The organism is Burkholderia pyrrocinia (assembly GCF_022809715.1).
Taxonomy (GTDB): domain Bacteria; phylum Pseudomonadota; class Gammaproteobacteria; order Burkholderiales; family Burkholderiaceae; genus Burkholderia; species Burkholderia pyrrocinia_C.
The window spans coordinates 2,639,365-2,651,809 of sequence record NZ_CP094459.1 but is presented as its reverse complement, the minus strand read 5'-3'; the positions used below and the strand labels follow the sequence as shown (position 1 = coordinate 2,651,809).

Below are 12,445 nucleotides of genomic sequence, written 5' to 3'. Positions count from 1 at the left end.
TGGCCAGGAAGCGGGTAACGGTGGCGCGCCGGCCTCAGTGCGCCTGTTCGGGCGATGCGGCGGCCGGCTCGTCGGCCGCCGCGTCGCCGTTCTCGACGCGCGTTTCGGGCATCACGAGCCAGACCAGCAGCACCGCGAGCGCACCTGCGGCCGCGAGCCCGAAGAAGCTGACCGCGTTGCCGAAGTGATCGGCGACGTAGCCGGCCGCGGCCGTGCTGAGCGTCGCGCCGATCCCGGCCGCGAGCCCGAACAGCCCGATACACAGGTTATAGCGGCCCTTGCCGCCCGCGACGTCGGCCGCGATCAGCGGCAGCATCACGCCGAACACGGCCGCGCTGATGCCGTCGAGCATCTGCACGGGCACGAGCAGGTACGGGCTGCTCACGCCGGCGAACAGCAGCGCGCGCACCGGCAGCGCGGAGAAGCCGAGCAGCAGGATCGGCCTGCGCCCCCAGCGTTGCGCGGAGCGGCCGACCCACGGCGACAGCATCGCGACGATCGCCTGCGGCACGATGATGCACGCGGCGATCACGAGCTGCACGTTCTCGCCCATCCCGGCCGTGACTTCGCCGGCCGCGAGGTTCAGCATTGCCGCGTTCGACAGGTGGAACAGCACGACGCACGCCGCGAAGATCAGCATCCGGCGGTCGCGCAGCAGTTCGAGCAGCGTTTCGCGCTCGCCGGCTTCGTCGTGATCGCCATGGTCGTCGGGCTTCGACGACTGCGGAATCACCTCGTGCGTCGGCTGGATCATCGCGAGCGCGAACAGCGCGGGCAGCGCCAGCACCGCGGTCAGCCAGAACACCGCGCGCGCGGAGAAGTATTCGCCGGTGAGCCCCATCAGGCCCGCCGCGACCGCGCTGCCGATCGATGCCCAGCGCGCGTTGCGGCCGAGCCGGTCGCCGAGGTCGGCGCGGCCGACGAGCGAGAACGAGATCGCGGCCATTGCCGGCACGAGCATGCAGCTCGCGAACCCGTGGAACACCTCGGCGGCGATCACCGGCACGATCGTCGGGCTCGACGCGAGCAGCACCGCGGACAGGATGATGGCCGCGATCGCCCACGCGGCCGCGCCTTTCTTGTTCTTCAGCGCATCGACGGCCGCGCCGCCCGGCACCTGGCTGACCATCGCGCTGATCGTGCCGATCGACAGCACCATGCCGATCTCGCCCTGCGTCCACTTGTGCGACGCGAGGTAGGACGCGATGAACGGACCGAACCCGGTTTGAACGTTTGCAACGAAAAAGTTGAGCCAGTCGAGGGACCGCAGACTGCGAACGCTGACGGAATGCTTGATCGTCATCGGGTGGCACTCGCAGACGAAGCCGGCGCGGGGGCGGCAGGGGGAGGCGGCGAGACCGCGACGATCGGCTTGTCGGCCGCGTAGGGCGGCGACGCCTTGATCTGCGCATCGTTCAGGTCGAGCTGCGGATGCAGCGCCTTGTCGCGCGTGACGAAGCGCAGCGCGGCCCAGTTCGCGGCGATCGAGCGGCGGTCGGTATTGACGAGCCCGCCGAGGTCGAGCACGACGGCCTGCGGTTGCGCGGCGCGGTCGATCAGCACGTCGACGACGCGGCCGATCTTCGTGCCGTTCGGGCGCTCGACGTCGCTGTCGAGCATCGGCAGCCGCGTCGCGGGCGATGCCGCGGCGGAGCCCGACAGCGGCACGGCCTTCGGCCGCGCGGCCGGCGGCAGGTCGCCCGACGGCACGTCGAGCACGATCGGCTCCTGTTTGCCGCCCGGCGTAAAGCGGAACACGTTCCACGGGAAGATGACCTTGCGGTCGCCGACGCCCATGAAGCCCTGCAGGTTGACGATCATCTCGCGCGGCTTGCCGTTCGCGTCGGTCACCATGTCGATCGCGCGGCCGATCACCTTGCCGTTGCGGCGCGCGACTTCGCTGTCGAGCAGCGCATGGATCTGGGTGCGGTCGAGCACGCGCGTCGCGACGAGCGGCGCGGGCGGCGGCGGGGGCGGCGTCGGCGTTTCGGGGCGCTGCACGGGCTTCGGTCGCGTCACTTCGCGATGCGGCTTCTTCGGCGCTTCCGGTTCCTCCGGCTGCGTCGGCGCCGGTACGGGCGGCATCGTCAGCGGCTCGCCGGCGGTTTCCTCGACGGGCTCGACGAGCGCCTCGCTGATCGGCGCGGGCGGATTCTGGGTCGGCAGCAGCCCGCAGCCGGACAGCAGCACGGCGGCGGCGAGAATCAGGAAGACCGTCGACGACGGAAACGACTTGCGGGATGCGGGAAACGGAAGTCCGCCGCTCATTGACACTCACTCCATGGGTCGGGGGCGGCCCGAGGGCACGCGGCTGGCGATGGATGGCGGGTGCGGGCGGCGCACCACGCGAGGTGAGAGTTTAACGTGTCTTGCTTTCAGGACCGATTTCGATGGCCGATTGGAGGCGGACTGTCGGGGAAAAGGAAGGGATCGGAGGCGGGGCGGGGGATGCCGAATGACGGTTGAGGTCGAGGTTGCGGCGCCTGATCAGGGGTAATCACGGTCGACGCGGCGCGAATCGTGTGAGTCGGTGCCGGTCGCGCGGGTGTCGGGCGACGGGGAAGGGAGGGAGCGGGAGAGGAGGCGGTGCACGCAGGCGCCGGCCTGGCCCGCCTTCACGGCGGGCAGGCGCGGGCGCTGCCCGCTGCAGGGAGAAACCGGAAAGTCAGGCGTCCGGATACCACGCGTCGGTGAATTCGCTGACCTTGACGTCGGTCAGTTCCGGCCGTGCGGCTAGCCAGCCGCGCACGATCTCGCGATCGGCGTCGGTCGTCGTGCCGCGCGGTGCGCCGGAGATCACGTAGGCGCCGATGCCTTCGTCCGCGGACGCGACGGTCAGCAGCCCGTTCGCTTCGACGAAGTCGATGAACGCGTCGATCAGTTCGCCGCGTTCGAGGTCGGTCATCTCGTTGCGGTAATGCGCGGTCGCGTTGAACGCGAGTTCCTGGAATTCGCCGATGTGGAGTTTCTTGCGCTGGCGGCGGTTGTGGCCTTGGCTCATGGTGCGTGATGAATACGAAAAGGGTAAGTGAAAGGGCGGCGGCGGGCGCTGGCGCGGGATGCGCGAGCGGCCCGGGCGCCGCATCGAAGCGCCGCGCGGCGATGCCGGCGGCGGATGGGCGGAACGTTACATCAGCACGATATCGTACTGCTCCTGGCTCAGGTTCGATTCGACCTGCAGCGACACCGGCTTGCCGATGAAGTCGATCAGCATCGCGAGATGCTGCGACTCCTCGTCGAGGAACAGATCGATCACCTGCTGCGCGGCGATCACACGGAATTCGCGCGGGTTGAACTGCCGCGATTCGCGCAGGATCTCGCGCAAGATGTCGTAGCACACGGTGCGCGACGTCTTCACCTGGCCCTTGCCCTGGCAGGTCGGGCAGGGCTCGCACAGCACGTGCGCGAGCGATTCGCGCGTGCGCTTGCGCGTCATCTCGACGAGCCCGAGCTGCGAGAACGTGTTGACCGTCACGCGCGTGCGGTCGCGCGACAGCGCCTTCTTCAGCTCGGACAGCACCGCGTCGCGATGCTCGGCGTTCTCCATGTCGATGAAGTCGATGATGATGATCCCGCCGAGGTTGCGCAGCCGCAGTTGCCGCGCGATCGTGTGCGCGGCCTCGAGGTTGGTCTTGAAGATCGTGTCGTCGAAGTTGCGCGCGCCGACATAGCCGCCCGTGTTCACGTCGATCGTCGTCATCGCCTCGGTCTGGTCGATCATCAGGTAGCCGCCCGACTTCAGGTCGACGCGGCGCGACAGCGCGCGCTGGATCTCCGTCTCGATGTTGTACAGGTCGAACAGCGGCCGCTCGCCGGTGTAGTGGTGCAGCTTCGGGCTCACGGCCGGCGTGAACTCGGACGCGAATTCGGAGAGGCGCTGGTACGTCTCGCGCGAATCGACCTGGATGCGCGTCGTGTCGTCGTTCGCGAAATCGCGCAGCACTCGCTGCGCGAGATCGAGATCCTGGTACAGCAGGCTCGTCGCCGGCAGCCGCTGCGCCTGCGCGACGATCGTCGCCCACGTCTTGCGCAGGTAGGCGACGTCGCCGGCCAGCTCGTCGGAGGTCGCATCCTCGGCGATCGTGCGCACGATATAGCCGCCTTTCTCGTCCGGCGGGATCACGGCCGTCAGGCGCGCGCGCACGGCCTCGCGCTCGGCCTCGCTCTCGATCTTCTGCGAGATGCCGATATGCGGCTCCTGCGGCAGGTAGACGAGCGTGCGGCCCGCGATGCTGACCTGCGTCGACAGCCGCGCGCCCTTCGTGCCGATCGGATCCTTGATCACCTGGACCATCAGCGTCTGGCCTTCGAACACGGTCTTCTCGATCGGCTGGTGCGGCGCGCTCGATTGCGGCTCGCCCGCGAGGCGCGGATGCCAGATGTCGGCGACGTGCAGGAACGCCGCGCGCTCGAGGCCGATGTCGATGAACGCCGACTGCATGCCGGGCAGCACGCGCACGACCTTGCCGAGATAGATGTTGCCGACCCGCCCGCGCGACAGCGTGCGCTCGACGTGAAGCTCCTGCACCGCGCCTTGCTGGACGAGTGCGACCCGCGTTTCCTGCGGCGTGAGGTTGATCAGGATTTCTTCGTTCATGGTGGGATTCAGAAGGCGACACGCGCGGCGCGCAACAGCGCCGCGGTCTCAAAAAGGGGCAGACCCATGATACCCGAATGGGAACCGTCGATCCGCTCGATGAATTCGGCCGCGCGCCCCTGGATCGCGTACGCGCCGGCCTTGCCGAACGGCTCGCCCGTTTCGACGTAGCGCGCGTATGCGTCGCGCGACGCCGCCGCGAAGCGTACCGACGAGCGCGACAGCGCGGGCGGCAGCAGTTCGCCGCGCGCGTCGATCACGGCGACGGCGGTCAGCACCGCGTGTTCGCGGCCCGCGAGGCGCGTCAGCATCGCGAGCGCGTCATCGGCGTCGGCCGGCTTGCCGAGGATCGCGCCGTCGATCGTGACGGTCGTATCGGCAACCAGCACCGGCGCGGCCGGCTTGCCGCTCGCGACGAGGCGCGCACGCGCGGCTTCGGCCTTCGCGACGGTCACGCGCCGCACGTACGCATCGGCGGCTTCGCCGGGCAGTTCGGCTTCGAGCGCCTCGGCGTCTTCGTCGGGGCGCGGCAGCAGCAACTCGAAGCGTACGCCGATCTGCTGCAGCAGCTCCTGGCGGCGCGGGCTTTGCGAAGCGAGGTAAAGGATCGGGAAAAGCGCGGGGGACGTGCTGGACGGCATGGTGTCGTTATCTCGGTGAGCGCGCGCGGCGCGCGTCTCGAGGACGACACGTCATGCGCGGTGGTAGGGGTGATTCTGCGTGATGCTCCACGCCCGGTAAAGCTGTTCGGCGAGCAGCACGCGCACCATCCCGTGCGGCAGCGTCATGCTCGAGATGCGCAGCAGCACGTCGGCGCGTGCTTTCAGTTCCGGATCGAGCCCGTCGGCGCCGCCGATCACGAACGCGACGTCGCGGCCGTCCTGCTGCCAGCCGGGCAGCGCCTGCGCGAGCTGCATCGTGGTCCAGTCGCGGCCGCGCTCGTCGAGCGCGACGACGCGCGCGCCCTTCGGCAGCGCGGCCTCGATCTTTTGCCGCTCGGCCGCCATCACGCTTTCGGCGCTACGGCCGCCCGAGCGCAGTTCGGGCTTGATCTCGCGCAGCTCGATGCGCAGCTCGGGCGGCATCCGCTTCGTGTATTCGTCGAAGCCGGATGCGATCCAGCCCGGCATCTTGTGGCCGACCGCGAGGATGAAAAGCTTCATCGGGACGATTCGTGACGACTTAGCGGCGGCGGGCGGCCGTCTTGCGTGCCGGGCGGGCCGGCGCGGCTTCTTCCTCGTCTTCCTCGTCTTCGTCGTCTTCGCTGGCCGTCGCGAAGCCATTCTGGCCCTTGCCGCCGCCGAGCTTCATCCGCACGGGCTTGTCGCCCCAGATTTCCTCGAGGTTGTAGTACTGGCGCAGGGCCGGCTGCAGGATGTGCACGACGGCGTCGCCGCAGTCGACGAGCACCCATTCGCCGGTCTCCTCGCCCTCGGAGCTGACGATGTCGCCGCCGGCTTCCTTGACCTTGTCGCGCACGCTCGACGCGAGGGCCTTGGTCTGGCGGTTGGAGGTGCCCGATGCGACGACCACGCGGTCGAACAGTTCGGTCAGGTGGCTGGTGTTGAACACCTTGATGTCTTGCGCCTTGACGTCTTCGAGGGCGTCGACGATCACGCGCTGCAGTTTGCGAATATCCATGGAATCAGGTGTGGTAGAGGCGATGTTGAAGAATATAGGCCCATACGGCGGCCGGTACATGTTCGGCCGATGCGTCGGGCATTTGCGCATGGCGCGCGATGCATTCGCGCAGGTGCGCGCGGATGTCGGTCGCGGCGATGTCGAACGCGAGGGTCGTGTCGATCAGCAGGCGGCCGGCCGGCGTGGCCTTCAGCACGTCGGCGCCGGCCTGCCGCGCGGCGATTTCCTGCGCAACCTCCGGCGGCGCCGCGCCGAGCTCGAAGCCCGGGCGCGTCGACGCGCAGATGTGCGCGTAGTCGAACAGCTTGCGCCAGTCGCGCCACGTGTCGAGGCGCACGAGCTGGTCGGCGCCGATCAGCAGCGACAGCGACGCGTCGGGGCCGATCCGCTCGCGCCAGCGCGCGAGCGTGTCGACCGTGTAGGTCGGGCCGGCGTGCTCGATCTCGTCGGTGGCGACGGTCACGGTCACGCCCGGCAGCACGAGCGAATCCGCGGCCGCGCGCGTCATCGCGAGCCGATGCTCGGCGGCCGACACGTCGCGCTTCTGGTACGGCTGCCCGGCGGGCAGCAGCACGAGCTCGGTCAGGCCGAGCAGCTCGGCGAACCGGCGCGCGAGCGCGAGATGGCCGTCGTGGATCGGGTCGAAAGTGCCGCCCAGCAAGCCGATACGACGCGGCAGCGGGGCGGGGCGGGCGGTGGTGTCCAGAAACGCGTCCTTTTCTTGGGGCAGCGGGGCGCGCGGGCTCAGACCCAGTCGCGCGGCACGATGAAGTCGCTGTACAGGCGCGCTTCCGGCGTTCCCGGTTCGGGTTGCCAGTTGTAGCGCCAGTTCGCGACCGGCGGCATCGACATCAGGATCGACTCGGTCCGGCCGCCGCTTTGCAGGCCGAACAGCGTGCCACGGTCGAACACGAGGTTGAATTCGACGTAACGGCCGCGGCGGTAGGCCTGGAAGTCGCGCTCGCGCTCGCCGTACGGCAGGTCGGCGCGGCGCTCGACGATCGGCAGGTAGGCCTGCAGGAACGCATCGCCGACGCTTTGCATCATGTCAAACGAGCGTTCGAAACCGGGCTCGGAGAAATCGTCGAAGAAGATCCCGCCGATGCCGCGCATCTCGTTGCGGTGCTTCAGGAAGAAATACTCGTCGCACCATTTCTTGAAGCGCGGGTAGAGCTCGGCGCCGAACGGGTCGAGCGCATCCTTGCAGGTCTGGTGGAAATGGCGCGCGTCATCCTCGAAACCGTAAACCGGTGTCAGATCCATGCCGCCGCCGAACCAGAACACGGGGTCTTCGCCCGGTTTCGTCGCGATCAGCATCCGCACGTTCATGTGCACGGTCGGGCAGTACGGATTGCGCGGGTGCAGCACGAGCGACACGCCGAGCGCCTCGAAGCCGCGGCCCGCGAGCTGCGGGCGCGCCGCGCTCGCCGACGGCGGCAGCGCGTCGCCCGCGACGTCGGAAAAGCCGATTCCCGCGCGTTCGAACACGCGGCCGCCTTCGAGAATCCGCGTGCAGCCGCCGCCGCGCAGGCGCTCGGCCGGCCCGCGCTGCCACGCATCGGTCGCGAGCGGCGTGCCGTCGAGCGCGCCGAGCGCGTCGGCGATGCGTGCCTGCAGGCCCTGGAGGTACGTGCGCACGCGCGCCACGTCGTAGGTCGAATCGGTCATGTCTGGACTGGGTGCCCCCGCCCGAAGCGGGGGCCGTAAAAAAGGCATCTGCCGGGCATTCTATCGAACCCCGGCAGAGAGGCCGCCGCGCGAGGGCGGGGCGGCGGTTGCGATCGTCACACGCTCTTGCGGTTGAGCGCGCGGAAACCGATGTCGCGGCGGTACTGCATGCCTTCGAAATTGATCTGGTTGATCGTGTCGTACGCATGCTGCTGCGCTTCGCGCACCGAATCGGCGAGGCCGACCACGCACAGCACGCGGCCGCCGGACGTCACCAGCTTGTCGCCGTCGCCGAGCGTCGTGCCCGCATGGAACGTGACGGCCTGTTCGGTCTCGGCCGGGATCCCGTTGATGCGGTCGCCCTTGCGCGGCGCGTCCGGGTAGCCGTGCGCGGCCAGCACGACGCCGAGCGCGGTGCGGCGGTCCCAGTCGAGCTCGACCGTATCGAGCGTGCCCGCGATCGCCTGCTCGACGACCTTCGAGAAATCGCTCTTCAGGCGCGCCATGATCGGCTGCGTTTCCGGGTCGCCCATCCGGCAGTTGAACTCGAGCGTGCGCGGATTGCCTTCCTTGTCGATCATCAGGCCCGCATACAGGAAGCCCGTGAAGCGGATGCCGTCCTTCTCCATCCCGCGCACGGTCGGCATGATGATTTCGCGCATCACGCGTGCGTGCATCTGCGGCGTGACGATCGGCGCGGGCGAATACGCGCCCATGCCGCCGGTGTTCGGACCGCGGTCCTCGTCGAGCAGGCGCTTGTGGTCCTGGCTGGAAGCCAGCGCCAGCGCGTGCTTGCCGTCGACCATCACGATGAAGCTCGCTTCCTCGCCATCGAGGAATTCCTCGATCACGACGCGCGCGCCGGCATCGCCGAGCTTGTTGCCCGACAGCATCATGTCGACGGCGGCGTGTGCTTCTTCGAGCGTCATCGCGACGACGACGCCCTTGCCGGCCGCGAGGCCGTCGGCCTTCACGACGATCGGCGCACCCTTCGCGTCGATGTACGCGTGGGCCGCGGCAGCATCGGAAAAGGTTTCGTAGTCGGCCGTCGGGATGCCGTGACGCTTCATGAACGCCTTCGCGAAATCCTTCGAGCTTTCGAGCTGCGCGGCTTCGCGGGTCGGGCCGAACACCTTCAGGCCGCGCGTGCGGAACAGGTTGACGATGCCGGCCGCGAGCGGTGCTTCCGGACCGACGAGCGTGAACGCGACGCCTTCGCTTTCCGCGAAATCGGCGAGTTCGTCGAGCGACGTGATGTCGACGTTCTTCAGACGCTCGTCCTGCGCCGTACCGCCATTGCCGGGTGCGACGTAGACCATCTGGACGCGCGGCGACTGCGCGAGCTTCCACGCCAGCGCATGTTCGCGGCCGCCGGAACCGACGACGAGTAGTTTCATGGGATTCCCCGCAGACTAGAAAACAGGGCGGCCGGCACGCTCAGGCGCGCCGGCCGCGGATTCGGTCGGGCCGCCGCCGCGACAGGAGCACGGCGGCCGGCATCTCATTCCTCGACGATGACGGCGTTCGTATACACGTCCTGCACGTCGTCGAGGTTCTCGAGCGCGTCCAGGAGCTTCTGCATCTTCGCCGCGTCGTCGCCGGTGAATTCGACTTCGTTCTGCGGCTTCATCGTCACTTCGGCGAGTTCGGCCTTGAAGCCGGCGGCTTCGAGCGCGTCCTTCACCTTCGAGAATTCCTGCCAGTCGCACAGCACTTCGATCGAGCCGTCGTCGTTCGTGTTCACGTCGTTCGCGCCGGCTTCGAGCGCGGCTTCCATCAGCGCGTCTTCCGACGTGCCGGGCGCGAACAGGAACTGGCCGACGTGATCGAACATGAACGCGACCGAGCCGTCGGTGCCCATGTTGCCGCCGAACTTCGAGAACGCGTGGCGGACTTCCGCGACCGTACGGGTGCGGTTGTCGGTCAGCGTGTCGACGATGATCGCCGCGCCGCTGATGCCGTAGCCTTCGTAACGGATTTCCTCGTAGTTCGCGCCGTCCGCGCCGCCGACGCCGCGATCGATCGCGCGCTTGACGTTGTCCTTCGGCATGTTCGCGTCGGCCGCCTTGTCGACCGCGAGACGCAGGCGCGGGTTCGAGTTGACGTCGCCGCCGCCGAGGCGGGCCGCGACCTGGATTTCCTTGATCAGGCGGGTCCAGATCTTGCCGCGCTTCGCGTCGGCCGCTGCCTTCTTATGCTTGATGTTGGCCCATTTCGAATGACCAGCCATACCTTTCTCCGTGCCCGGGCGCGCTGCGCGGGCGATTGTGCCAATGTGTCGTTGAGTCGGCGGCCGTTTCGGCGGGCATGAAGCCGCGGGGCCGCGCGTGTCGAGTGGATCGAGATTTTATCACGCGGCGACCGTCGGATCGGGGCCGCCGCGCATGGCCGAACGGCTGGGCAGGCCGCCGCGGGATACCCGACGGCGCGCCGCGCGGCCGCGCAGGCACGTCAGTTCTTGGTGCCGAACAGGCGGTCGCCCGCGTCGCCGAGGCCCGGCACGATGTACGCGTGCTCGTTCAGATGCGAGTCGAGCGAAGCCACATACAGCTTCACGTCCGGGTGCGCGTCCTGGAACACCTGCACGCCCTCGGGCGCGGCGACGAGCGCGACGAACATGATGTTCGCGGCCGGCACGTTGCGGCGCTTGAGCACGTCGACCGCATGCACGGCCGAATAGCCGGTCGCGACCATCGGGTCGCACAGGATGAAGATGCGGTCCTCGAGGTCGGGCAGGCGCACGAGGTATTCGACCGGGCGGTGGTCTTCGGCGCGGTATACGCCGATGTGGCCGACGCGCGCGGACGGGACCAGGTCGAGCAGGCCGTCCGACATCCCGATGCCCGCGCGCAGCACGGGCACGATCGCGAGCTTCTTGCCCGCGATCACGGGCGCGTCGACCTCGACGAGCGGGGTTTCGACCCGTCTGGTCGTGATCGGCAGGTTGCGGGTGATCTCATAGCCCATCAGCAGCGTGATCTCGCGCAGCAGCTCGCGGAACGTGCGCGTCGACGTGTCCTTGTCGCGCATGTGGGTGAGCTTGTGCTGGATCAGCGGGTGATCGAGGATGAAGAGATTCGGGAAACGGCTGTCCTGTTTCATGACGGGGGCGCCTTGGCGGCAAAAGGGGATCGGGGCGACGGCGGCGCCGGGCCGGCCGCCGCTTATGGCCGCAATTTTACCAAGGCGCGCCACATGATCCGGATATTATCGACGTCTCACGACAATCCGCGTGCCGCGCACGCCCGTTCGCCCGCCCGCCGGCGCGACTCGGGGCCGCATCGGCGCGCTTCGCCACTAGGGAATCGACGATGGATCTCGGCATCGCAGGAAAGACCGCGCTCGTGTGCGCGGCAAGCAAGGGCCTCGGGCGCGGCTGCGCGGAAGCGCTGGCCGCCGAGGGCGTGAACCTCGTGATCGTCGCGCGCACGCGCGACACGCTCGAGGCCACCGCCGACGCGATCCGCGCGGCGTCCGGCGTGTCGGTCACGGCGGTCGCGTGCGACATCACGACGCCGGACGGGCGCGCGGCCGCGCTTGCCGCGTGCCCGCAGCCGGACATTCTTGTGAACAATGCGGGCGGGCCACCGCCGGGCGACTTCCGCGACTTCTCGCACGACGACTGGATCCGCGCGCTCGAGTCGAACATGCTGACGCCGATCGAGCTGATCCGCGCGACCATCGACGGGATGATCGCGCGCGGCTTCGGCCGGATCGTCAACATCACGAGTTCGGCCGTCAAGGCGCCGATCGACGTGCTCGCGCTGTCGAACGGCGCGCGCTCGGGGCTGACCGGCTTCGTCGCGGGGCTGTCGCGCAAGGTCGCCGGCCAGGGCGTGACGATCAACAGCCTGCTGCCGGGGCTGTTCGACACCGACCGGATCGCGACGACGCTCGCCGCGTCGGCGCAGGCGCAGGGCGTGACGGTCGACGAAATGCGCGCGCGGCGCACGAAGGACATCCCGGCCGGCCGCCTCGGCACGCGCGAGGAATTCGGCGCGGCGTGCGCGTTCCTGTGCAGCGTGCATGCCGGCTACATCACCGGGCAGAACTGGCTGCTCGACGGCGGCGCGTATCCGGGCACGTTCTGACGCGCGCCCGCCAGATCACGATCACGACAACAACTGAACGACAAAGGAACCGGAGATGAGCAAACCCCGCATCGCACTGATTGCGCACGACGCGAAGAAGGACGAGATCGTCGCGCTCGCGGGTCAATTTCGCGAGACGCTCGCGCAATGCCGGCTGGTCGCGACCGGCACGACGGGCGGCCGCATCGCGGCCGCGCACGGGCTGGAGGTCGAGCGCAAGCTGTCGGGGCCGCTCGGCGGCGACCTGCAGATCGGCGCCGAGCTGGCCGACGGCCGCATCGACATCGTCGTGTTCCTGCGCGACCCGATGACCGCGCAGCCGCACGACCCCGACATCACCGCGCTCGTGCGCGCATGCGACGTGCACGACGTGCCGGTCGCGACCAACGTCGCGACGGCGCGGATGCTGCTCGACGATCTGGCGCGGAGCATGCAGGACGTTTGCTAG

14 protein-coding genes are annotated in these 12,445 nt (G+C 68.8%); 2 read left to right on the top strand and 12 right to left on the bottom strand.

What is annotated here, in order from left to right; all coding sequences use genetic code 11:
• Nucleotides 1-34: 34 nt before the first annotated feature.
• The 12 genes from MRS60_RS12320 to upp all read right to left on the bottom strand — a co-directional run bounded on the left by MRS60_RS12320 (nt 35) and on the right by upp (nt 11,008).
• On the bottom strand, nt 35-1,303 hold the full coding sequence (locus MRS60_RS12320; protein ID WP_034184837.1) for an MFS transporter: 1,269 nt from the start codon (nt 1,301-1,303) through the stop codon (nt 35-37).
• Nucleotides 1,300-2,268, bottom strand: coding sequence for a PRC-barrel domain-containing protein (locus MRS60_RS12315; RefSeq protein WP_034184838.1), 969 nt, complete (start codon nt 2,266-2,268; stop codon nt 1,300-1,302). The genes MRS60_RS12320 and MRS60_RS12315 overlap by 4 nt, the downstream gene beginning before the upstream one ends.
• A gap of 397 nt (nt 2,269-2,665) precedes the next feature.
• Nucleotides 2,666-3,001: a YggL family protein gene (locus MRS60_RS12310; RefSeq protein WP_034184839.1), complete on the bottom strand. Its 336-nt coding sequence runs from the start codon at nt 2,999-3,001 to the stop codon at nt 2,666-2,668.
• A 126-nt stretch (nt 3,002-3,127) separates the two neighbouring features.
• Nucleotides 3,128-4,597 (bottom strand): ribonuclease G, encoded by a 1,470-nt coding sequence (gene rng, locus MRS60_RS12305; protein WP_034184840.1) that lies wholly within the window; start codon nt 4,595-4,597, stop codon nt 3,128-3,130.
• Nucleotides 4,598-4,605: 8 nt separating this feature from the next.
• Nucleotides 4,606-5,238, bottom strand: a complete 633-nt coding sequence (locus MRS60_RS12300) for a Maf family protein (protein ID WP_034184841.1) — start codon at nt 5,236-5,238, stop codon at nt 4,606-4,608.
• Between the two features lie 51 nt (nt 5,239-5,289).
• Entirely contained in the window at nt 5,290-5,760 is a 471-nt protein-coding gene (gene rlmH / locus MRS60_RS12295) for a 23S rRNA (pseudouridine(1915)-N(3))-methyltransferase RlmH (RefSeq protein ID WP_034184842.1), read from the bottom strand.
• A gap of 19 nt (nt 5,761-5,779) precedes the next feature.
• On the bottom strand, nt 5,780-6,238 hold the full coding sequence (gene rsfS, locus MRS60_RS12290; RefSeq protein ID WP_243564759.1) for a ribosome silencing factor: 459 nt from the start codon (nt 6,236-6,238) through the stop codon (nt 5,780-5,782).
• 4 nt (nt 6,239-6,242) lie between these two features.
• Complete coding sequence (locus MRS60_RS12285; protein ID WP_175749849.1) at nt 6,243-6,968, bottom strand: nicotinate-nucleotide adenylyltransferase; 726 nt, start codon at nt 6,966-6,968, stop codon at nt 6,243-6,245.
• A 14-nt stretch (nt 6,969-6,982) separates the two neighbouring features.
• Nucleotides 6,983-7,906 (bottom strand): oxygen-dependent coproporphyrinogen oxidase, encoded by a 924-nt coding sequence (hemF, locus tag MRS60_RS12280; RefSeq protein ID WP_034184845.1) that lies wholly within the window; start codon nt 7,904-7,906, stop codon nt 6,983-6,985.
• A gap of 116 nt (nt 7,907-8,022) precedes the next feature.
• On the bottom strand, nt 8,023-9,303 hold the full coding sequence (gene purD / locus MRS60_RS12275) for a phosphoribosylamine--glycine ligase (RefSeq protein WP_243564758.1): 1,281 nt from the start codon (nt 9,301-9,303) through the stop codon (nt 8,023-8,025).
• A 104-nt stretch (nt 9,304-9,407) separates the two neighbouring features.
• Complete coding sequence (locus MRS60_RS12270) at nt 9,408-10,136, bottom strand: YebC/PmpR family DNA-binding transcriptional regulator (RefSeq protein ID WP_034184847.1); 729 nt, start codon at nt 10,134-10,136, stop codon at nt 9,408-9,410.
• Between the two features lie 221 nt (nt 10,137-10,357).
• Nucleotides 10,358-11,008, bottom strand: coding sequence for a uracil phosphoribosyltransferase (gene upp, locus MRS60_RS12265; protein WP_034184848.1), 651 nt, complete (start codon nt 11,006-11,008; stop codon nt 10,358-10,360).
• A gap of 209 nt (nt 11,009-11,217) precedes the next feature.
• On the opposite strand from upp, the gene MRS60_RS12260 reads away from it, so the two are divergent.
• Together MRS60_RS12260 and MRS60_RS12255 are read left to right on the top strand one after the other, a co-directional pair.
• Nucleotides 11,218-11,997 carry an SDR family oxidoreductase gene (locus tag MRS60_RS12260; RefSeq protein WP_034184849.1) on the top strand — a complete coding sequence of 260 codons (780 nt, stop codon included), beginning with the start codon at nt 11,218-11,220 and terminating at the stop codon, nt 11,995-11,997.
• A 55-nt stretch (nt 11,998-12,052) separates the two neighbouring features.
• Nucleotides 12,053-12,445, top strand: a complete 393-nt coding sequence (locus tag MRS60_RS12255; RefSeq protein ID WP_034184850.1) for a methylglyoxal synthase — start codon at nt 12,053-12,055, stop codon at nt 12,443-12,445.